Here is a 21,530-nt window from a genome sequence, read left to right as displayed (position 1 = left end):
CGGAAAGCGAAGGAATGATCCGGCACGGCTTATGAAATTCAACAACCTGAAAAGAACGCTCATGCCGTAGCATGAGCGTTCTTTTGTTTAGGGTGAATGTAAGGCGGATTCAATAATTGGTGCAGCGTTGAAGATATATGGTTCAGCCCCGTAGATAATCGGTTCACCTCTAGTGATAATTGAATCATCACCGCTTTTTATAACTGGATTTGATTCATAGGCGAACACAATTGAATCATCCGTCCAATTAATTAAATCACCGCTAACTGTAATTGAACGCCTAACCCGCCTCACGACATCAGATCTCGCGGCAGCTGTCTACTCTATTCTTTCTTTCTGAAGTATGTCAGCGCCAGCGCTCCAACTAGAATCCCGCCTTTAATAATATCCTGTGCATAATAAGGCACGTTCATCATTGTCAGACCGTTGAGCAGAATGCCGATAATGATAGCACCGATAAATGTTCCGATCACATTCGGCTTTCCTGCACCAAAAACTGAATAACCGATCAGCGCCGCTGCGACTCCGTCCATTAATAACGGATCACCAGCTGACACCTGACCCGTTCCAATGCGGGCAGCGAGTACAATCCCTGCCAATGCTGCGAATACGCCACTGAGGACATATGCATAAGTACGGTATCTGTTAACTGGCACCCCGGAAAGACGGGCCGCTTCTTTATTCCCGCCGGTCATGTAGAACAGTCTGCCGGCACGCGTGTAATTTAAAAATAAATGTACAAGTGCAACGATTACAACCATCAAAATGACCGGAAACGGAATATTAAACAGCCTTCCCTGACCGATAAATTGAAAGGCAGGGATAAAGATTCCAGGTGCCGTGCCGCTTCCATCAGGCATTGGCATGTTGCCGTAAATGGAATACCCTTTTGTATAAGTCAGATGGACGCCATTAATGATATACATGACTGCCAGCGTTCCGATCAAATCAGGAATTCTGATTTTCACCACGATAAACGCGTTGATCAGACCAATTAAAGCACCAAGCACGAGCGGCACAAGCAGGACGACTAAAAGCTCCTGGCTGTACCAGACTAAAAGTGCCCCGCTCGCTACTGTAGCAAGGCTGACGGTGGAACCAACCGACAAGTCGAATCCTCCAACGATCATAGAAAATGTCACACCGATCGCCACAAGTGTCACAATCGAGATGGACCGCAAAATATCCGTAATATTGCCGTATGTTAAAAACTGTTCATTCGTCAGACTGAAAATGACGATGATCAATCCCAGAGCCAGGAGTGTGCCAAATTTCATGAAAAAATTGACGATCCGCTCCTTACGATCTGCCTGCTGCGGATAATCGCTGATATTTAGCTGTTTCAACTGCATTCCCTCCTGTAGCTGCTGTCATCAGACGCGCTTCTGTTGCTTCCTGGTTCTGCATTTCATCCGTAATTTCCCCATCTGCCATCACCAGAATGCGGTCGGCGATCTGGAGCAGTTCATCAAATTCACTCGAAAAATATAAAATTCCTTTTCCCTGATCCGCTAAATGAGTGATCAGGCGGAAAACATCATTTTTCGCACCTACATCAATTCCTTTTGTCGGCTCATCAAAAATGAAAACACTGCTGTCATGATTCAGCCATTTGCCAATCGAGACTTTCTGCTGATTACCCCCGCTGAGGTGCTTCAGTAGCGCTTTTGGTGATGAAGTAATAATGCCAAGCTCCTGGATTTGCTGAAGAGCTGACTGATGTTCCTTTTTGCGATTAATCCACCCAGCTGTTGAAAAGTTTTGCAGCGCCGGCAGTGACAGGTTTTCCTGTACGCTTGAGTCGATCAGCACACCGCTTTTGCGGCGCTCTTCAGGAATAAATGACAGCCCTGCGTTCACAGCATGACGCGGGCTCTTAATCTTCACATTACGGTCGCTTACAGACCACTTTCCTTTTGCGTTCGTCACACCAAAAATGGCATTTGCAGTTTCGGATTTCCCTGCACCAACGAGGCCTGCCACACCAACAATTTCACCTGCTCTCACTGACAGATTTATTTGTTTCCCTGTATCTGGCACCTGTAAATCTTCTATCTTCAAAATGGTTTCTTCACTAAAGCCCCTATGTTGATAATCTGCTTTATGAAGCTGTTTCCCGAGCATTGTTTTAATGACTTCTTCTGTGGACACACTGCCCGTTTCATAGACGGCCACTGCTTTGCCATCTCTCATAATCGTCATGCGGTCAGCGATCCGGTTGATTTCCTGCATGCGATGGGAAATATAGATAATTCCGATTCCCTGGGCTTTCAATTCTTCAATGACGTGAAACAGCTGTTTCGTTTCATGATCACTTAAAGGAGCAGTCGGTTCATCGAAAATAATGATCTTTGCATCTGATGCAACTGCCCGGGCAAGAAGAATCATCTGTTTTTGAGACAGTGTACAGTCTTCAACAAGAGAATTTAACGGGATCGGTGTCTGAACCTTTTCCAGACGATCAGCCGCGATCTGCTTTCGCTTTTTCCAGCTGATTGGACGGCTGTTTTTCCCGCTCACTGTTAAGTCCAATGTGACATTTTCAGCAACTGATAAATTAGGAATCAAACCCGTATCAACTTCCTGTACGACGATCGCGATCCCCTTTTCCTGTGCTTCAGACGGAGAAGAAAAATGAACTTCTTCCCCATCCACTTCAATATTGCCGCCATCTTTTTCATAATCCCCGGAAAGAATTTTGACGAGTGTACTTTTACCGGCCCCATTTACGCCGAGCAGCGCGTGGACTTCACCAGGCTCAACTGAGAAGTCCACTTGTTTTAGCACATTGACTGGACCAAATGACTTAGTGAGTTGTTGAACCTGAAGTAAACTCATTGTCCGTTTTTCGCCTCCAATGCATCCATCCAAGGTGAACGCGCAGCATTTGGAGAGCCCCAGCCTTCAATGTGCTGACCAACATCAGCCATTGTAACCGACTCATCCGGAAGATCACTTACATTCACAACTGATGGATCAAGTGCATAAATAGACGGTGTTTCTTCACCAGCGATCTTCTGATACAGGAAGCGTACCTGTACACCAGCTACTTCAGCAGGATCTGTTGCAGCAGTTGTCACCCATGGACTGTTTTCTGCCTGCATAATCTGAAGATCCTCATCACTTAAATCAATTCCGTATACTTTAATTTCATCGCGTCCTGCCTGCTGAATCGCACGCGTCACACCTTTTGCAAATTCGTCGTAAGGTGCGAATACCGCATCAATTGATCCTTCTTCAGGATATTTCTTCAGCACAGCTTCCATCTGATTTTGTGAATCAAGCGCTGTGTTATTACTCACACTTCCAAAGCGCGCAATTTCTTCAACGTTCGGATAGTGCTCTAAAAATGCTTCATAAATGACGTTACGTCTTTCAAGCGGTGTGAAGCCGCCAGCCCATACATACACAATGTTTCCTTCTCCATCGATGTCCTGTGCAAGCTGTTTCAGCGTGCCCCATGCAAGACTGTAATCATCCTGACTGATCGCTGTCACGCCGTCGACTGTAATATCGTTATCAAATGTGACTACAGGGATGCCTTTTTCAAGTGCTTCCTCAACACCCTGATTCAATGCCTCCGCGCGGCCATGGTCAATCAGAATACCATCCACGTCCTGATTGATAGCCGTTTGAAGGTGATTCGCCATCTGTGATAAATCGTTGTTGGCATTGTAAATTTGTACTTCTCCTCCGAACTTTGCAACCTGTGCTTCAAGTCCGCTTACATACTGAGATGCAAATGTTCCTGTTGAGAATTCCATAATTGCAGCGATTTTCAAAGGTTTATCAACTGCTGCCGGAATATCTGCATCACTTGCCTGTGACGTCTGTTCCGCCGATGTCTCTTCTGTGGCTTCTTCAGTTGCTTCCTCTGTTGCAGTTTCCTCTGACGCTTCTTCTTCAGACTGTGAAGATGGCTGCTGGTCTGTACATGCTGCAAGGATTAATGTTAGTACGAGTAAAAGTAAAGTAAGTCCTTTTTTCATTTTCTGCACTCCTTTAAAAAGTTAATTTGGTAAAGTTTTAATGTATATTGGTGTTCTATACAGTGGCAGATGATTGGAGCTTCAGGCGGACGCTTTCCGAACGGTTGTTGCTGAGTCTCCTCGGCTTCGCCTGTGGGGTCTCAGCTTCCAACTAATCGTCCCGGAGTCGCCGCCTTACGCTCCAACCATCTGCTGTGCAGGAATTTTGATCAACTTTAATAAGGTCATATCTTTAAACCGTTAAACCTTCAAATAATTCCTTGAGTTTTGTGTGATAGTCTCCAGTGACTATTCCTTTTTCAGTCACGATTCCTGAGATTAAACCACTTGGCGTTACGTCAAATGCCGGGTTGAATACGTTGATGTCTTCCGGTGCGATCCGTTTGCCGCCAATATGAGTGACCTCTTCTGCATGTCTTTCTTCTATCACGATGTCATCACCAGTCGCTGTATGAAGGTCAATCGTTGATAGCGGTGCAGCTACATAAAACGGAATGCCGTGTGCTTTTGCCAAAATCGCAATGCCGTATGTACCGATTTTATTTGCTGTATCTCCGTTCGCAGTAATGCGGTCTGCACCTACTAAAACCGCATCGATTTTCTTGGTTTTAAGCACATGGGCAGCCATATTATCAGTAATTAACGTGACATCAATCTCTGCCTGCTGGAGTTCCCAGGCAGTGAGTCTTGCGCCTTGCAGAACAGGTCTGGTTTCAGTTGCATAAACGTGTAGATCGGCTCCGCGTTCTTTTGCGATATAAAATGCGCCTAGTGCAGTTCCGTACTTTGACGTGGCAATTGCTCCAGTGTTGCAGTGTGTTAGAACGTTCGCATTATCCGGCAGCAGAGAAAAACCATACTCCCCAATCCGCTTACACGTTTCTTCATCCTGCTGCTGAATCAGAATTGCTTCTGTTTCAAGCCGTTCAATCACTTTTTCAGCAGATGCTTCCTCTTCAGCTGCCTTCAATAATCTTTGCAGTGCCCACGAAAGGTTGACTGCAGTCGGGCGTGATGAATTCAGATATTCTGCCTTTACACCCAGTTCTGACTTCAGGATCTCCAGGTTATTCAATCCACTTTTTTTCGCCCATAAAGCAAGACCGAAAGCTGCTGTAATACCGATTGCAGGCGCTCCTCTTACCTTCAACTCCGAGATACTGTCCCACACATCTTCAATCGTCTTCAGAAAAATATATTCAACTTCACCGGGAAGCTTCTGCTGATTTAACAGCCGGATCGCATCGCTTTCCCAGATAACCGGTTTAATAAAGTTCGTCATTTCGCCAGCCCCTTCAGGTAAGCAGTCAGACTCTTTGGTGAGCGCCATACTGTCCGATTGAAAATCAGTGATCTGCCTGTTTCAATCGCACGTTGCTGTGCCTGCAATCTGCCAGCTGCATCTTCAATTCCATCAATATCCTCCACATGCGCAAGCCCGATAATACGGCGGATTGTTTTACATCCTGCAAAGCCGAGCGTATCCTGCCATATCTTTTCCAGCACAAAATCTGCGTACTGCGCTGTCTGCTGTCTTTCTTCAAAGCCTTTTTCTAAAAGAAGCTCACGGTAGCGCTTTTCGAACACTGCCCACGTCTGTTCAATTGCCTCAAGCAGATATTCACTGATCTCACTGCGGTTTGCTTCATCTGCTCTTTCCTGCTGCGCAATATAATTAAGCGTTAAGTTCGCAATGAATGCACCAATATCAAAACCGGATGGGCCATAAAATGCAAATTCCGGATCAATCACTTTTGTTGATTCTGCTGTCACAAACACACTTCCTGTATGAAGATCACCATGCAGCAGCGCCTCACCTTCAGTCAGGAATTGTTTTTTCAATTTTGTGACTTCAAAGACTAAACGTTCGTCATGCCACAGTGACTCCACTGTTTCCTGAAGGTTTTCCGAGTATGAGTTGGAATCAGACTTTTTATATGGATCTGTGAAAACCAGTTTTTCAGTAATATCGCATAAGTCAGGATTCACAAACTGCCGGGCAAGCTTTTTCTTCTCCACCGGTCCAAGCGCTTCATCAGAACTGTTGAATAAGTTCTCCGCAAGATAAGTCCCGATATCATTTGCAATGTGAGGATACTGGTTTCCTTCAAGCAGTCCTTTACGCAAAATCACATGGTCTGAAAGGTCCTCCATCACCGTCACTGCATAATCATCATCAAAGTCGAATACTTCCGGCACAAGCGCTGGCACATATTTCGCAGCCTCCTGCAATGCCTGGCGTTCAATGCGCGCACGGTCCAGTGACAGCGGCCAGCTTTCACCAACAACCTTTGCATATGGAAGCGCCTGCTTAACGACAAGTGATTTACCCGTTTGGAGATCTTTTACGATAAACACATAGTTAAGATTTCCATCTCCAACTTCCCTGCATGTCACCTGCTCTCTATCAGAAATCAATCCTTTTCTCTCTAAATACACGAGGACACTCTGCTCAGTAAATTGTTCATACACATGCTCACGTACATTTGTCATTGAAGTTTCTCTCCTTTAATCAAAGTCTTTTTTATGCCACTCATCTTCAGGAATATCCAAATCCTCTCCTGAAAAACGTTCTTCTCTGAACACTTCGCCGTAGTTATGGAATCCGTTACGCTCCCAGAACCCTGGGCGGTCTTCCTGTAAAAACTCGATTCCTCTGATCCACTTGACACTCTTCCAGAAATACAGGTGCGGCACGACCAGTCTGAATGGATAGCCGTGCTTTGCAGTCAGCGGCTTCCCTTCAAAGGAATGTGCAAGCAAAATGTCAGCTTTCAGCAGATCCTCAAGGGGTAAGTTCGTGTCATAGTCATGATCACCATAAATCATGACGTGCTTCGTGCCTTCAGGGATCTCAAAATCCTTTAACAAATCTCTGATTGTGACACCGGTAAAAGCATTATCAAATCGCGACCACCTTGTGACGCAGTGAATATCTTTTACAACCGTCGTCTGTGGCAGCTGCATGAGCTCGTTATATGTGAATGTCCTTTTCGTTGCCCCTTCACCAAACAGCGTGAAATCCCATGTGGTGAGATCGTATTCAGGTACCTCACCTTCATGCAGAATCGGAAATTTTTCTGTCAGCGTCTGACCTGGCGGGAGTCTGCCATCGTGTGTGTTTTTCTGTACCGGCGGCCGTGCTTTTTTCAACCGTTCTGCCTTACCCATTGTTTCACGCTCCTTTTTAAACAATAAAAAGCCCCTTTCTAAGATAGAAAGAGGCAGAATTAGACTGATTCGACCTCTTATCTCTCAGACCATTACGTCTGTTGGATGTAGCACCGTGTCCCTGCTGAATGTATACAGCGGGCCGGTTGCCGGGCTTCATAGGGCCAATTCCCTCAGCCAACTCTCGATAAGAGTGGTATATGTAGTTGGTTGTTTCTGGTTATTTCGAATTCATAATTGCAAGTTTACGGAATAGAGTGACGGTTTGTCAACGGGTTTTTCAAAATTATTTTTTGGAGGCTTCCAGTAACCGCTGTTGACCTGCGTTTCAGGCGGACGCTTTCCGGACGGAGCTTGCTGAGCCTCCTCAGGCTTCGCCTTGCGGGGTCTCAGCTTCCCTCTAATCGTCCCGGAGTCGCCGCCTTCCACTCCGGTCAACAGCTTAGTTATTTTTAAAAGTATATATGGTTAGTTGATCAATTATCTCTCACACTTTTCAGTTTGTTAAAAAAATCTTAATACCTGCACAGCGGATGATTGAAGCGGAAGGGGGCGACTCCAGCGCGAGAAGCCGGACAGGAGAGACCCCGCAAGCGCGCAGCGACGAGAAGGCTCATCGCCGGCCGCGCGGAAAGCGTCCCCCTGAAGCGTAAATCACCCGCCAGACTATCAAACACGTCATATTCTATAATCACAAATTCAAAAATCAACAATATAATTTTCTGAAAAAACTGCTTGACGCTTTTGAGATTGTCTGCCATAATTCGGTACATGATTTTAAATCCAACTACATACGTATGAAACTCTTATAAAGAGCAGGTGGAGGGGCGAGCCCGATGAAACCCGGCAACCTGTTTCAGCGAATGCTGATTCAAGGTGCTAATTCTCACAGCGACAGCTGAAGGATAAGAGGAAGAACGTACATTTTGATGTCCGCTTCCTCTTTGGGAGCGGATTTTTTATTTTTATTTTCGAAAGGATGTTTTCAATGTCACATATTACAGCTACATACCTTGTGCATGATGCAAAAGGGAATTTAGAAAAAAAGGCAGAGTCAATTGCACTTGGGCTTACGGTCGGTTCGTGGACAGACCTCCCTGTGGTTGATCAGGAGCAACTCAAAAAACATAAGGGTGAAGTCATATCTGTTGAAGAAACTTCCCCTTCTGCTGCCGCAAGTCACCTGGGTGAGCGTAAAGCCGGACTGATTAAGATTGCTTATCCGGCAGCAAATTTCAGTGCTGATATTCCGGCAATCCTGACGACGATATTTGGTAAGCTGTCTCTCGATGGTGAAGTGAAGCTGGTTGATATTGAGCTGGATGAAGCGCTTGAAAAGCAATTTCCGGGTCCTCAATTTGGGGTTGATTCGATCAGAACAAAGCTTGGTGTACATGACCGGCCGCTGTTAATGAGTATTTTCAAAGGAATGATTGGTCGCGGTACAGACCTTTTTGAACAGCAGCTTCGTGCTCAGGCAGCCGGTGGTGTGGATCTTGTAAAAGACGATGAAATCCTGTTTGATAATCCGCTCACTCCTTTTGAGGACAGAATCAGACGTGGTGTAAAAGTATTAAATGAGGAATATGAGCGTTCTGGTCACCGTACATTATACGCAGTGAATCTGTCAGGCAGAACGTTTGAATTAAGGGACAAAGCAAGAAAAGCTGTATCGCTCGGCGCGAATGCACTCCTTTTTAACGTTTTCGCATATGGGCTGGATACGCTGCAGAGTCTTGCGGAAGATCCATATATCGACGTGCCGATCATGGCGCATCCAGCAGTATCAGGCGCCCTGACTGCTTCACCGCTTTATGGGATCTCAAATCAGGTGTTGCTTGGCAAATTGCTTCGTTTGGCTGGAGCAGACTTTGTACTCTTCCCTTCTCCTTACGGCAGCGTGGCCATGGAAAAAAGTGAAACACTGGCAATTAAAAATGCGCTTACTTCTGAAAGCCGACTGAAGCGTGCATTCCCGGTTCCATCAGCCGGCATTCATCCTGGACTTGTCCCTCAGTTGATTAAAGATTTTGGAAAGGATTCAATCATTAATGCAGGCGGCGGCATTCACGGTCATCCTGGCGGAGCAGAAGCCGGAGCAAAAGCATTCCGTGATGCAATTGCTGAAGTTCAGGCTGGAGGCACACTGGAAGACGCAGCAGCAAAATCGCCTGAACTTGAAAAAGCGCTGGCACTCTGGGGGTGATGAGATGTCAAAAATGATTTTTTGCGATTTTGATGGCACCATTACAAAATCCGACAATATCATTTCAATTATGCAGCACTTTGATCCGCCGGGATGGGAACCGATAAAAGATCAGATTCTTTCCCGGGAAATATCGATTCGTGAAGGGGTCGGAAATATGTTCGCCACCCTCCCTTCTGCATTGAAAGATGAGATCGTCCGCTACGTTGTCGAAACTGCAGAAATCCGGGGTGGATTTGGCGATTTTGTCAAATACACCAGTCAGGAAAGTATTCCGCTAAACATTGTCAGCGGCGGAATCGACTTTTTCGTTGAGCCTATTTTAAAACCTTATAACATGGATGATTACCTTTACTGTAATGGCAGTGATTTTTCGGGAGATAAGATTGAGGTCACATGGCCTCATAGCTGCGACACACATTGCACAAACGATTGCGGGTGCTGTAAGCCGAGTATCATCAGAAAACTTGCAGATGATCAGGTTAAAAAAATTGTGATTGGAGACTCAGTGACAGATCTCGAAGCTGCAAAACTTGCTGATCTTGTCTTTGTATGCGGCGATTATCTTGAAGAGAAATGCCGCGAACTGAACCTGCCTTATCAGCGTTTTACACATTTTGATGAGGTAGTCAGCTACCTCGAACAGCCTAAGGAGGTTATTCACAGATGACGACCGTCGACCTTAAGAAACGCTGGCATGAGCTTGCTAATATAAAGGACGCGCTCGGTGCACGAGGCTGGTTTCCCGGAACAAGCGGTAACCTTTCAATTAAAGTATCTGATGAACCGCTTGAGTTTCTTGTCACAGCAAGCGGCAAGGATAAGTACGAACGGACAGATGAGGACTTTCTATTAGTAGACGAAAACAGCCATCCTGTTGAACAGACATCTCTAAAACCCTCTGCCGAAACATTGCTTCATCAGAAGGTATATGAGCTGACAGACGCAGGCTGCTCGCTTCATGTTCATACTGTCAGCAATAATGTCATTTCTGATATTTATGCTGAACAGGGTGAAATCACTTTTCAGGGTCAGGAATTGATTAAAGCATTTAACCTGTGGGAAGAAGACGCAGTTTTGCGTGTGCCGATTATTGAAAACCCTTCTCATATTCCTGATCTGGCAGATCTTTTAGGAGAACAAATCGGGAAAAACATTTATGGTGTGCTGATCAGAAACCATGGCATCACTGCCTGGGGACGAAATGCATTTGAAGCAAAAAAGCACCTTGAAGCATTTGAATTTTTATTTGAGAGTCACCTGACATTACGTACACAAACGCAGGGAGGAAGATAAAAATGGCGACGATTACAATCAGAGATACACAGGAAACGATTAGAGGCGAAGAACAGGTTCAGGCATTCCTGTCAGATCAGGGCGTATTATATGAAAAGTGGGATACTGCGAAACTTCCGGAAGCACTTCAGGGGGTGACGGGGCTGTCTGATGAAGATAAAGAAACCGTCCTTTCAGTATTTGATAGTGAGATTCGTTCATTGGCTGAGCGCCGCGACTACCATAACTGGGACGTAATCTCTCTGAATGAGCAAACACCTGGTCTTGAAGATCTGCTGAAAAAATTCGAGCAGGTGCATACACACACTGAAGATGAAGTACGCGCGATCACAGCCGGTTCAGGAATTTTCATTATTAAAAGTGAAGAGAAAGGTTATTTTGACGTTAATCTTTCTCCTGGCGATGTGATTTCCGTACCGGTTAATACCCCTCACTTCTTTACGCTGACTGATGAGCGTGAAGTCGTGGCAGTCAGACTGTTTATTGAAAAAGAAGGCTGGGTTGCCCATCCTTTCCATGATCCTGCATTTGAAGAAGCGAAATAATGTAGTCCCGCATCCTTTAGAGGGTGCGGTTTTTATGTTCGGATATTAGAGTAGATCCCGCAGATGTGCAGGTCAAATGTCACTTAACTCACGAAATTCATTTTGAACTGACAAATTCCACAGGCTACCTCTCAAGAAATTTTCCCACGTATATTGACTTCCCCATCATTTTGTTTGCAGCTATTTGTGAAAGGGTAGCTATTAGTACTTTGAATTGTCACATAACTGCCTCTCCAATACCCTTCTGACTTTCACCACAACCCTTCCATCATGTAAAATAGATTTAAGATAAAGGGGGAAATGCGCTTTGAGAAAAATACTTCTGCTGATTGTCATCGTCCTTGGCCTTTTTCTCTCAAAACCGATGTGGGAGGAATATATTCCTGACTCGGTAAATCTGTCTTTTATCAGTGATGTGACTGATCAGGCGTCTGCCGCTGTTGAGGATGGAACAATTCAACATGCATGGGAATCATTACTTCAGTCACTGACTGATTTTATTATTGATATAAATGATGTGATCCAGGACGCACCGGACCTGTCTACAGAAACAATCGAAAATGAAACTGCTGCGGTTGAGCGTCCTGAACTGAGTGTCCCGACTGAGAAGCTGTTTGCAGTTCATAATATAGAACTCGGACAGTCAAAGGCTGATGTGGAAGCATCTGCAGGACAAGCCACACGCAGTTCATTTAATGAATTCGGCGTTGAATGGCATGCTTATCACGAGCAATATCAAAATTTCTTTATGACGTCATATAATGAAGAAGATAAGGTAAATGGTTTATTTACAAATCAGGATCTCATTACCTCTTCTTTGTCTCTTCAGATGGGCAGTACACGTGATGAAGTTCGCGCTGAGCTGGGCGATCCACTCACTTCACTTAGAAAAGGAATGGTGCGTTACGAGCTGCAGGATGAAGGCGAGTACGATTTATTTTCTTTCGACGGAGCTTATATTACCGTTTTTTATGATCATCATGAGGAGAATACCGTCACTGCACTTCAGGTGATTTCAGAAGATCTTGAAGACAATCGGGACAAACTTTATGCAGCGCCTTCAGCCGAACTGGAGGAAGGCTTTAAGCTCCAACTGTTCGATCTCACAAATGCTGCGAGAGTCGCACACGGCTTAAATACACTTGAGTGGAACGAAGCAGTCAGTGAAACTGCCCGCAAGCATAGTGTGGATATGGCAGAGAATCGATTTTTCTCTCACACAAATCAGGCCGGCGAATCTCCATTTGACCGGATGAATGCGGATGGTATCAGTTATACTGTTGCAGGTGAAAATCTTGCCTACGGACAGTACAGTGCAATATTTGCCCACGAAGGCTTAATGAACTCGCTCGGTCACCGCGAAAATATATTGAAGCCTGAGTACGGCCACCTTGGTGTTGGCGTAGATTTCAATGAGGAAGACCAGCCATTTTTTACTGAAAAGTTTTTTAACCGATAGTCTTTCTGCACCGCTGTTGATTTATATTTAAGCCGTAATTTGTTACTAAAAAAGCAATGTGCCTCCATCTAACCGGCACATTGCTTTTTTAATGACATTGCGTTTTAATCAATCAACAGCGGTTCTTAAAGATTCTATCGTCTGAACACAAACCATTTCATAAAAAAGAAGCTGGCTAGTGAGGATAATAGCATAGATAATCCTTTTGCTGAATTTGCTTCAAGCCAGTTAGGGAAAAGATTCAGCTGATCAAGCAGCCACACGCCGCCAACGAAAACACCATTGGCAATAAAAAGGCTGACAGTTGCCTGAATGATAAAAGCTGCAAACTGTTTTTTATTCTTATTCACGTTAAATGTGTACTTTGAATTCCAATAATAACTGTTTAGAATTGCGGCTGTGTAAGCAAGTGTATTATAGACTGTTAAGAGCCCTGCTTCTCTTGTAGGGAAAGCGATCAACAGTCCATTTAGTACACCGATATCAAGCAATGCACAGCTTAATCCAATGACGCTGTAAGAAGCAAATTGCTTTGATCCGCGCTTCTTCATCCTATCACCTGCCTGACTGTTCCTCTGAGGACTCTCCATAGTGAAGCCGTAGCGTCTCCTGATAATAATCCATCAGCTGTGCTGCAGAATCGTCCCAGCCGACTGACTGGATATCTGTATGTGCACGCTGTCCCATTTCATCACGCTTTTCTTTCGCTTTCAGCTGATCGGCTGCTCTTAGCAAACTGGCGGGAACTTCCGGATCAAACAGTATACCTGTTTCTCCATTCACAATCTGTTCAGCAGTAGGGCCGCTGTTTGCAGCTAACACTGGCAATCCGGCAGCCATCGCTTCCATCAGCACCAGACCGAGCGTTTCAGTCGTTGAGGGAAATGCAAAAACATCTGCAGAGGCATACGCCTGCGCCAGCTCATCCCCGTGCATAAATCCTGTGAAAATCGTATTTGTATGAGCGAATTCTTCTTCAAGTAACGCTCTATTCGGTCCATCTCCAACAATCGCAAGACAAAAGTCATCAGAATGGTCCAGGAGTGGTCTGATACGCTCAATCTCTTTTTCAGCTGCAAGTCTGCCGACAAATAGCAGCAGTGTTTTATCCGGTTGTCCGTTCGTCAGACGCTCACGCATATCATCGCTGTAAAAGTCAGGATGAAATTGCTTCGTATCCACGCCTCTTTTCCATAAATGAATGTTTTTAAAACCTTTTTCACTTAACTCTCCAAGTACAGCTTTTGAAGTACACAGATTGAGAGCTGCACGATTGTGGATTGTTTTGAAGTATGTCCACATTGCGGGTTTCAGGAACGAAACGTTATAATAATCAGCATATTTCGGTACATGCGTGTGGTAGGATGCCATAAGTGGCAGCTTCAGCTTCTTAGTGTAATAAACACCTGTCACACCCAGAAATGATGGATTTACTGCATGTACAATATCGGGGTTGAATTCTTCTAAGAAAGTTTTTATTTTCTTAGAGTAAAAAGAAAACTTTCTTGTTTCCTTATACACAAAGAGTTTGTAAGCAGGGATCCCTGCAACGATTGCTCCTTCATACTCTTTTACACCAAGGTCCGGAGCGATCACCATCACTTCATGTCCTTCATTTCTGAGCCAGCGAATAGATGCGCATAGCCTGGTGACTACACCGTCCGTTGATGGCAGAAAGGTTTCCGTAATAATTGCTATTCTCATCGAATATCTCCTTATAGTCTGCTTTTCTCGATTGCAGCTTCACGTTCTTCAGGTACACCAGGCTGCTGATCTTTTGTCCAGACACTTCGCGCAGGAATTTTAGATAAATCTGCTCTGTGTGCATAACGCTTTGCTACTTCCGATACTTCTCTGAGAAGCCCCTGATTCAAAGTTGTCGGTTTCAAGCCTTTTGATAGAAACAGGTCATTTTTAACGTGTAATTCATTTTCAGCAGCTTCTTTACGCGGGTTTTGCACGTATGCAATTTCCCCTTCAGTTAATTCACGTACCATCTTAGCAAGATCCTCGATACGATGGGTTTCAGTCATCTGGTTAAAAATCATGACCCGATCCTCTTTTTGCGGTGGATTTTCAATTGCCAGCTGAATACAGCGCACAGTGTCCTGAATATGGATAAACGCACGTGTCTGACCCCCTGTTCCATGCACGGTAATTGGGTAATCAAGCGCCGCCTGCATTAAGAAGCGGTTCAGTACAGTACCATAGTCACCGTCGTAGTCAAACCGGTTGATCAGCCGTTCATCTAATTTTGTTTCTTCAGTGTTTGTCCCCCATACAATTCCCTGGTGCAGATCCGTGATTCTCATCTGATCGTTTTTGTTATAATACTGGAACAACAGCTGATCCTGAGACTTTGTCATATGGTAAACAGAGCCCGGATTGGTCGGGTAAAGAATCTCCTGTTCCACACGTTCACCCTTGTCAGTTATCACTTCAACTTCAAGGTAGCCTTCTGGGATTTTCACACCTGCCGTTCCGTAACCGTAAACACCCATCGTTCCAAGGTGTACAAGGTGAATGTCTAGTTCTGATTCTGAAATCGCGCACAGCAGATTATGTGTGCCATTGATATTGTTGTTAACTGTGTAACGCTTATGTCGTGGAGATTTCATGGAGTAAGGGGCCGAGCGCTGTTCTGCAAAATGGATGATGGTCCCCGGTTTCTCATCATTCAGCACTTGAAGAAGTTGCTCATAGTCTTCTGCAATATTGATATTAATGTGACGAATTTTATGACCTGTCAGCTCTTGCCAGACTTTTATTCGTTCTCCGAGCGGTTTGATTGGTGTAAGGGATTCTACTTCAAGTTCATTGTCAATATTTCTGCGGGACAGGTTATCTACAATCACAACCTCATACCCCTGCCTTGATAAATGAAGGGTTGTCGGCCAGCCACAAAATCCGTCCCCGCCTATAATAATGACTTTTTTTCTATTTAACCTTTTAATATCCACTGTCAATCAGATCACTCCCAACAAAATTTTGCTACTAGTAGATGTTTACCCCATCAGTCCAATCATTAAGACCAGTCGGGCAGTTTTTTCGATACGCCAATTAGTCCGATTCTGTAAGAACCAGACTAATTAACATCATGAGCATACTCAACTGTGTTCTATCCATTCTCTTTTCAAAAGTGAATAACTGTAATGGTCATAATAATTCCCACGAAAAAGGTGCTTATCTCTTACTAAACCTTCACACTTAAAGCCCAGTTTTTGCAACAGTTCCATTGAAGCACAATTGCCTTTGGCAGCGTATGCCTCAATACGGTTCAGATTCATGCTTTTAAACCCATGTCTGAGCATTTCAGCCACGGCTTCTTTTGCATAACCCTTCCCCCACTCCTTGTACGAAAGGTCATAGCCGATTTCTGCGATATTATTATAGCGGTCCCATGCATGGAATCCACAAGTTCCGATGGGCGCCCCACTATCTTTTTTTGTGATTGCCCAACGATTATGATTTTTCTTAGGGTGATAGGAATTGTACAAAATGAAGTTTTCAGCTTCTTCAAGTTCGGTGTAGACTTCCTCGTCAAGTAAATACCTGCAGACAATCGGATCGGAGAAATGCTCATAGATAAACTGCGTATCATCATTTGTTAATGCTCTTAATATGAGTCTGTCTGTTTCAAGTGCAGGAAAGGCAGTCATTGTTTCTTCGCAAGCTCCGGATTTTTTTCTATTTCAATTCGTTTTTGCTTTCTTATCCACAGCATACCTATTACTGCGACCACAAAAAACAGAATATATATACCCAGTTCCATATTACTCACTGTTTCCATCGTAATATCATCAATCATCAGTACATTCATCAGGCGGAAATTCAGTCCAAGCGCACCGCCTATCAGCAGTCCAAGAAAGATCTTCTCGCGTGATTTCAATTTATCCATTCTTGTTTGTTCAGTTGAATTGCTCATCAGGATCGTTCCTTTCAAAAAGTTCTACCACTACTATATCAGAGAAGTTGAATGAATAATTAAAAATTCTGTCTTTAACACTGTATAATAACTCTATGGTTTAAATTCAGTTTCTTAGCAAATGTTCTATATGGCAGACGAACGGTTTTTGCATGGACGGCGGTAAGGGCTTTACACAAATATATTTCTAATCACTAAATAGTAAACACAGAAAGCAGGGATTTCAATGACGAATAGACTCGCCCTTGTTACCGGGGTTGGAAGAAAAATAGGCATTGGTGCTGCACTTGCTGAAAGATTAGCAGCAGATGGTATAGATGTGCTGTTCACCTACTGGCACGCTTATGACCGGGAAGTTTCTTCGCACGAAAGAAGTGAAGATGCAGATGACATTTTAAAATTATGCCGGGAAAAAAACATCCAGGCTGAAATGATTGAACTGAATATAGCTGACACACAATCTATAAATGAACTGTTTTCGTATTGTTATTCAGTCTTTGGGCGGTACCCGGATACACTCATCAACAATGCTGCTGTCTCTATTAACGACACAATTGAAACCGTAACAACTGAACAGCTTGATCAGCACTATGCTGTTAATACGCGTGCAGTTACATTACTGACGCAAAAGTTTCTGCAGCACTTTGAGTATGATTTTGGAAGAGTGATCTGCATGACAACCGGCTGGGCACAGGGACCAATGCCAAATGAGCTTTCCTACGCTTTAACAAAATCAACAATGGATACGCTCGTCTATACGATCTCCCCTGTCCTTGCTGAAAGAAAAATCACGATCAATATCATTAATCCCGGACCTACAGATACAGGCTGGATGAACGCAGATCTGAAAGAAGTACTATTGAAACGTTCTCCTCAGGGAAGGATTGGCCAACCGGCAGATGTTGCCAACCTTGCGTCATTCCTTGTCAGTGAACAGGCTCAGTGGGTAACTGGTCAGACGATACATTCAGAAGGCGGATTTATTAATCATTTCTAGGAGGAAATTGATGAAAAAAATTATACTCATAGCTGCTGCAATCATTGTTTTGGCTGTCATCTGGTTTTTCTTTTTTCGTACATATGAAGTCGCTGAAGACATATTTGAAGGTGTTTCGGTGCAGGAAATTGAAGAAGCAACCGTGATGGTCAGTTATCCTGATGGAATTGATGTAGGAGTACCAGGACCGCGTGATTTAACTGAAAGTGAGATTGAATCTTTGAAAACCGCCATGCAGAATACCAAAGTCCGCAGGTCAGATGCGTTTGACACGTTCTCCTCTTTTGCAGATAGAGAAATCGTGTTCACTGCGCGTATAAAAGTCGATGAGGGCGTATATGAAACTAACAGCTATGCGATTCAATATACCTCTACAGAGAACTTATTTCAGTTTGGCGGTGAAGGTCCGGGCATAAGAAGTGCATGGAAGTATAAAGCTGTAGACGGAACGCTTGAAGAGCTGTTCATGTCATTTGAGATATTCCAGTAGCAGTCAATCTATTGCAAATCAACCAATAATTTTCTTCGGTAATCTAAAATATTTGTTGTTTAAATATTTACACAATTCACTCAATAATCTATTATGGTACATGACATTGTAAGTGCTTACATACAATTAACACAAGATGTCGTATCACATGATTAAGGGGGAGAACTGGATGAATGCAATCGCTTTAGCGGCGATCGGGCTGTTCATTTTCGTGCTTGGATACAGATTTTATTCTAAATTTGTTGCCGAAAAAATTTACAGACTCGATCCAAACTATGTCACACCTGCACACCGCTACAAAGATGGCGTCGATTTTGTGCCGACGAATAAGTTCGTGCTCTGGGGACACCACTTTACGTCAGTAGCAGGAGCTGCACCAATTTTGGGACCTGCCATTGCCGTATACTGGGGCTGGCTGCCTGCTGTACTTTGGGTGGTTTTTGGAACTGTATTTGCTGCAGGGGTTCACGACTTCGGTACGCTCGTAGTGTCTGTCAGAAACAAAGGTCAGTCTATGGGAACGCTCGCCAATAAATTAGTTGGACAGCGTGCAAAGATTTTGTTCTTATTCATTATTTTAATTCTTGTACTAATGGTAAATGCAGTATTTGCATGGGTAATTGCGAACCTGTTTATCAGTTTCCCATCAAGCGTATTACCAGTATTTATTCAGATCCCGCTTGCGATCTGGATTGGACACGCAGTATACAAACGTAATGCGAAAATGCTGGTGCCTTCATTGGTTGCACTTGCGGTCATGTATTTTGTAGCTGTTCTGGCTGCTGAATACCAAATTCTTCAAATCGATCTTGTCCGATATATGGGTGGTGAAGAAGGGGCCGGCATCTTTGGGCTGGGTGCGATTTCAAGTGCATTCTTTATCTGGATCATTATCCTAATGATTTATGTATATATCGCCTCGACGCTTCCTGTTTGGAAACTGCTTCAGCCGCGTGATTTCATTAACTCACATCAGCTTATAGTAGGGCTTGGTATTCTGTATCTTGGTCTTCTTTTCACGAATCCTGAGATTACAGCTCCTATTACAAACCCTGATGCAAATGATGTTTCCTGGTTCCCGCTACTATTTATCACGATTGCCTGCGGGGCGATTTCCGGTTTCCACGGACTTGTATCTTCAGGTACGTCATCAAAACAGTTGAATAAAGAAACGGATGCCCGCTTCGTTGGTTATGCAGGCGCTGTTGGTGAAGGTGTGCTTGCTTTAATTTCTATTATTGCTGTTATCACATTCTTCCCTAATGCTGACGCTTTTAAAGAGGCTTATAGCAGCTTTGGTGCTGCGAGTGGCGGCGGTCTTGGAAACTTCGTTCAGGGTGCCGGGCAGCTTGCAGGCGGCCTTGGTATTCCACCGGAAGTTGCAGCAACAATCGTTTCGATCATCGTTGTCAGCTTTGCAGCAACAACGCTTGATACATCCGTTCGTCTGATGCGTTATATCATTTCTGAGCTTGGTACGGAGTACAAAGTGCCTGCACTTGAAAAAACGCATGTTGCTACAACAATTGCAGTCGTTTCAAGTGCTGCACTTGTATTAATTCCTGAAGGTCCAAACGGCTTTGGTTCAGGTGGGTACCTGCTATGGCCTCTGTTTGGTACTTCCAATCAGTTATTAGCCGGCATTAACTTATTGCTCATTTCAATCTGGCTGAAGAGACTTGGCAGAAGCTACTTGATTACGCTGATTCCAATGATCTTCTTAATGTTCATGACGCTCTATGCGATGATTAGTCAGGTGTTCACACAGTGGGCATGGTGGAATGAACAGTCAAGTACACTGCTGTTCGTATTTGGTGCTTTAATCCTTGGGTTTGCACTATGGATCTGTCTGACTGCAGTATCTGCACTCATGTCTAAAAACCAGACACCAATTGATCCTAAAGAATAATCATATGGCAGGAAGGAGCGTTGTCTCTTTCCTGTTCTTTGTTTTAAAATAAGAAAAGCGGAGGCGAGCGTTTAGGGGCGTATGCGGTGGACTGAAGCGTTTAAGATAAAGGAAACACAGTGAACGCAAGTGAGCTGATGTTGACTTATCGAAATGAGCTGAGGGAAGCGCACTAGCCCCTGCGAGCCATAGCTGAACAAAAAGAAAAGCGGAGGGAGGCGGTACAAATGCTGGATAAAATGAAGAAGCTGGTTGCTTATTATGAAGAAGTGCTGAGTATGCCGCACCGTCAAGAGATTGCCCGTGAGCTCAGGAATGAAGACGACCTGTTTTTACTCATGCTTTATTCTGAAATGATCGGAATCCCAAACCCTGTTTATTACTACACACTGGAGCTGTATCCGCATATGATTGAGAAATTTCACGACTGGCATTTACGGATGGGAATGGAGAAATCTCCGCTCTCAGGCATCCGCTGCTGCTGATAAAGGAGTCTTTTGATGGATATTTTAAAGAATAATATTTTGTTTGTCGGCGGTAAAGGTGGCGTTGGTAAGTCCACTTCTGCTGCTGCGATCGCATGGAAATCGGCTAAGCAGGGATACCGCACACTACTTGTATCAACTGACCCTGCACACAATGTCGGTGATATTTTTGACCGGAAAATCGGCGGGAAGAATACAGAAATTGCCCCAAATTTATATGCGCTTGAGATCGATCCTGAAATTGAAACAGCGAATTATATAAAAGGCGTGAAAGCGAATATTAAAGGTGTGGTTCACGCTGGCATGATGGAAGAAGTTCACAGACAGCTTGATACGGCAAAGTCTTCACCAGGTGCTGATGAGGCTGCTTTATTCGATAAACTGATTTCGATTGTACTGGAAGAACGTGAGAAGTTTGATAAGATCGTTTTTGATACAGCTCCAACCGGTCATACAATCAGACTGCTTACACTTCCAGAATTAATGGGTATCTGGATTGAAGGACTGCTCGAGAAACGCCGTAAAACGAACGAAAACTATGCTGCCCTTTTAAATGACGGAGAGCCGGTTGAGGATCCGATTTATGATGTACTCAGAACCCGTCAGGACCGCTTTTCGCGGGCAAGAGAACTGCTTCTTGACCCAAAAGAGACAGGCTTTATATTTGTGCTGAATCCTGAGAGGCTGCCAATTCTCGAAACTGAAAAAGCGCTTCAGCTCCTGGATCAGTATGATCTTCATGTGAAAACGCTGATTGTGAACAAGGTGCTTCCTGAGGATGTTGACGGAGCGTTTATGCAGGAGCGTAAAAAGCATGAAAAACCACATTTAGAAAAAATCCAAAGCACATTTAAAAAACAGGAATTGATTTATGTTCCTTTTTCATCTCAGGACATCGTGAACAAAGAGCTGCTGGAATGGTTCAGCGGACACCTCGACTGAATAATGAAACGCCTCGGCTTTTAGCGGGCGAATTGATTGTTTAATTGAATCATAGCATTGGATGTTTGATTCACTGCCCTGATTCATTAACCTACCTCAATAATGATTTGAACGCC

At 44.2% G+C, this 21,530-nt stretch carries 22 protein-coding genes and 2 riboswitches; of the genes, 10 read left to right on the top strand and 12 right to left on the bottom strand.

Annotation, left to right across the window (positions count from 1 at the left end):
- Positions 1–323 precede the first annotated feature (323 nt).
- From E2626_RS09405 to E2626_RS09375, 7 genes are all read right to left on the bottom strand, one after another.
- Positions 324–1,277, bottom strand: coding sequence for an ABC transporter permease (locus E2626_RS09405; RefSeq protein WP_244094288.1), 954 nt, complete (start codon positions 1,275–1,277; stop codon positions 324–326).
- A gap of 22 nt (positions 1,278–1,299) precedes the next feature.
- The gene (locus tag E2626_RS09400; RefSeq protein ID WP_134381486.1) at positions 1,300–2,838 is read right to left on the bottom strand and encodes a sugar ABC transporter ATP-binding protein; all 1,539 of its coding nucleotides are present in this window, start codon (positions 2,836–2,838) and stop codon (positions 1,300–1,302) included.
- Entirely contained in the window at positions 2,835–3,989 is a 1,155-nt protein-coding gene (locus E2626_RS09395; protein ID WP_134381485.1) for a sugar ABC transporter substrate-binding protein, read from the bottom strand. Before E2626_RS09395 ends, E2626_RS09400 begins: the two co-directional genes overlap by 4 nt.
- 232 nt (positions 3,990–4,221) lie before the next feature.
- Positions 4,222–5,271, bottom strand: coding sequence for an S-methyl-5-thioribose-1-phosphate isomerase (gene mtnA / locus E2626_RS09390; RefSeq protein WP_134381484.1), 1,050 nt, complete (start codon positions 5,269–5,271; stop codon positions 4,222–4,224).
- Positions 5,268–6,482, bottom strand: a complete 1,215-nt coding sequence (mtnK, locus tag E2626_RS09385) for an S-methyl-5-thioribose kinase (RefSeq protein ID WP_134381483.1) — start codon at positions 6,480–6,482, stop codon at positions 5,268–5,270. The genes mtnA and mtnK overlap by 4 nt, the downstream gene beginning before the upstream one ends.
- Before the next feature lie 15 nt (positions 6,483–6,497).
- Positions 6,498–7,160, bottom strand: coding sequence for a sulfite oxidase-like oxidoreductase (locus E2626_RS09380; RefSeq protein ID WP_134381482.1), 663 nt, complete (start codon positions 7,158–7,160; stop codon positions 6,498–6,500).
- Between the two features lie 74 nt (positions 7,161–7,234).
- Positions 7,235–7,354, bottom strand: a riboswitch (SAM riboswitch).
- A gap of 321 nt (positions 7,355–7,675) precedes the next feature.
- Positions 7,676–7,933 carry a hypothetical protein gene (locus E2626_RS09375; protein ID WP_166786784.1) on the bottom strand — a complete coding sequence of 86 codons (258 nt, stop codon included), beginning with the start codon at positions 7,931–7,933 and terminating at the stop codon, positions 7,676–7,678.
- 30 nt (positions 7,934–7,963) lie between these two features.
- A riboswitch (SAM riboswitch) is annotated at positions 7,964–8,072 on the top strand.
- Positions 8,073–8,148: 76 nt separating this feature from the next.
- On the opposite strand from E2626_RS09375, the gene E2626_RS09370 reads away from it, so the two are divergent.
- From E2626_RS09370 to E2626_RS09350, 5 genes are all read left to right on the top strand, one after another.
- Positions 8,149–9,366 (top strand): 2,3-diketo-5-methylthiopentyl-1-phosphate enolase, encoded by a 1,218-nt coding sequence (locus tag E2626_RS09370; RefSeq protein ID WP_134381480.1) that lies wholly within the window; start codon positions 8,149–8,151, stop codon positions 9,364–9,366.
- A 4-nt stretch (positions 9,367–9,370) separates the two neighbouring features.
- Positions 9,371–10,036, top strand: a complete 666-nt coding sequence (locus E2626_RS09365) for a 2-hydroxy-3-keto-5-methylthiopentenyl-1-phosphate phosphatase (RefSeq protein WP_134381479.1) — start codon at positions 9,371–9,373, stop codon at positions 10,034–10,036.
- A complete protein-coding gene (locus E2626_RS09360) occupies positions 10,033–10,662 on the top strand; it encodes a methylthioribulose 1-phosphate dehydratase (protein WP_134381478.1) in 630 nt (209 codons plus the stop codon). The genes E2626_RS09365 and E2626_RS09360 overlap by 4 nt, the downstream gene beginning before the upstream one ends.
- A 2-nt stretch (positions 10,663–10,664) precedes the next feature.
- The gene (locus tag E2626_RS09355; protein WP_134381477.1) at positions 10,665–11,207 is read left to right on the top strand and encodes a cupin domain-containing protein; all 543 of its coding nucleotides are present in this window, start codon (positions 10,665–10,667) and stop codon (positions 11,205–11,207) included.
- A gap of 307 nt (positions 11,208–11,514) precedes the next feature.
- Positions 11,515–12,666, top strand: a complete 1,152-nt coding sequence (locus tag E2626_RS09350; protein ID WP_244094286.1) for a CAP domain-containing protein — start codon at positions 11,515–11,517, stop codon at positions 12,664–12,666.
- A gap of 134 nt (positions 12,667–12,800) precedes the next feature.
- Here the strand turns inward: E2626_RS09350 and E2626_RS09345 are convergent, their stop codons facing one another.
- The 5 genes from E2626_RS09345 to E2626_RS09325 all read right to left on the bottom strand — a co-directional run bounded on the left by E2626_RS09345 (position 12,801) and on the right by E2626_RS09325 (position 16,591).
- Positions 12,801–13,217 carry a GtrA family protein gene (locus E2626_RS09345; protein ID WP_134381476.1) on the bottom strand — a complete coding sequence of 139 codons (417 nt, stop codon included), beginning with the start codon at positions 13,215–13,217 and terminating at the stop codon, positions 12,801–12,803.
- Between the two features lie 4 nt (positions 13,218–13,221).
- A complete protein-coding gene (locus E2626_RS09340; RefSeq protein ID WP_134381475.1) occupies positions 13,222–14,370 on the bottom strand; it encodes a glycosyltransferase family 4 protein in 1,149 nt (382 codons plus the stop codon).
- Between the two features lie 11 nt (positions 14,371–14,381).
- Positions 14,382–15,626 (bottom strand): NAD-dependent epimerase/dehydratase family protein, encoded by a 1,245-nt coding sequence (locus E2626_RS09335; RefSeq protein ID WP_134381509.1) that lies wholly within the window; start codon positions 15,624–15,626, stop codon positions 14,382–14,384.
- Positions 15,627–15,773: 147 nt separating this feature from the next.
- Complete coding sequence (locus E2626_RS09330) at positions 15,774–16,325, bottom strand: GNAT family N-acetyltransferase (protein WP_134381474.1); 552 nt, start codon at positions 16,323–16,325, stop codon at positions 15,774–15,776.
- Positions 16,322–16,591 (bottom strand): hypothetical protein, encoded by a 270-nt coding sequence (locus tag E2626_RS09325; RefSeq protein ID WP_134381473.1) that lies wholly within the window; start codon positions 16,589–16,591, stop codon positions 16,322–16,324. Before E2626_RS09325 ends, E2626_RS09330 begins: the two co-directional genes overlap by 4 nt.
- 226 nt (positions 16,592–16,817) lie before the next feature.
- Between E2626_RS09325 and E2626_RS09320 the strand changes: the two genes are divergently transcribed.
- The 5 genes from E2626_RS09320 (at position 16,818) to E2626_RS09300 (ending at position 21,414) form a co-directional block, all read left to right on the top strand.
- The gene (locus tag E2626_RS09320) at positions 16,818–17,588 is read left to right on the top strand and encodes an SDR family oxidoreductase (protein WP_134381472.1); all 771 of its coding nucleotides are present in this window, start codon (positions 16,818–16,820) and stop codon (positions 17,586–17,588) included.
- A 10-nt stretch (positions 17,589–17,598) separates the two neighbouring features.
- Entirely contained in the window at positions 17,599–18,078 is a 480-nt protein-coding gene (locus E2626_RS09315; RefSeq protein ID WP_134381471.1) for a hypothetical protein, read from the top strand.
- A 169-nt stretch (positions 18,079–18,247) separates the two neighbouring features.
- Positions 18,248–19,987, top strand: coding sequence for a carbon starvation CstA family protein (locus E2626_RS09310; protein ID WP_134381470.1), 1,740 nt, complete (start codon positions 18,248–18,250; stop codon positions 19,985–19,987).
- A 227-nt stretch (positions 19,988–20,214) separates the two neighbouring features.
- Positions 20,215–20,472 carry a cory-CC-star protein gene (locus tag E2626_RS09305; RefSeq protein WP_134381469.1) on the top strand — a complete coding sequence of 86 codons (258 nt, stop codon included), beginning with the start codon at positions 20,215–20,217 and terminating at the stop codon, positions 20,470–20,472.
- A gap of 15 nt (positions 20,473–20,487) precedes the next feature.
- On the top strand, positions 20,488–21,414 hold the full coding sequence (locus E2626_RS09300) for an ArsA family ATPase (protein WP_134381468.1): 927 nt from the start codon (positions 20,488–20,490) through the stop codon (positions 21,412–21,414).
- Positions 21,415–21,530: the final 116 nt, after the last annotated feature.

This window comes from Jeotgalibacillus salarius (assembly GCF_004405125.1).
Classification (GTDB): Bacteria; Bacillota; Bacilli; order Bacillales; family Jeotgalibacillaceae; genus Jeotgalibacillus; species Jeotgalibacillus salarius.
This window is presented reverse-complemented; position numbering and strand designations above follow the sequence as displayed.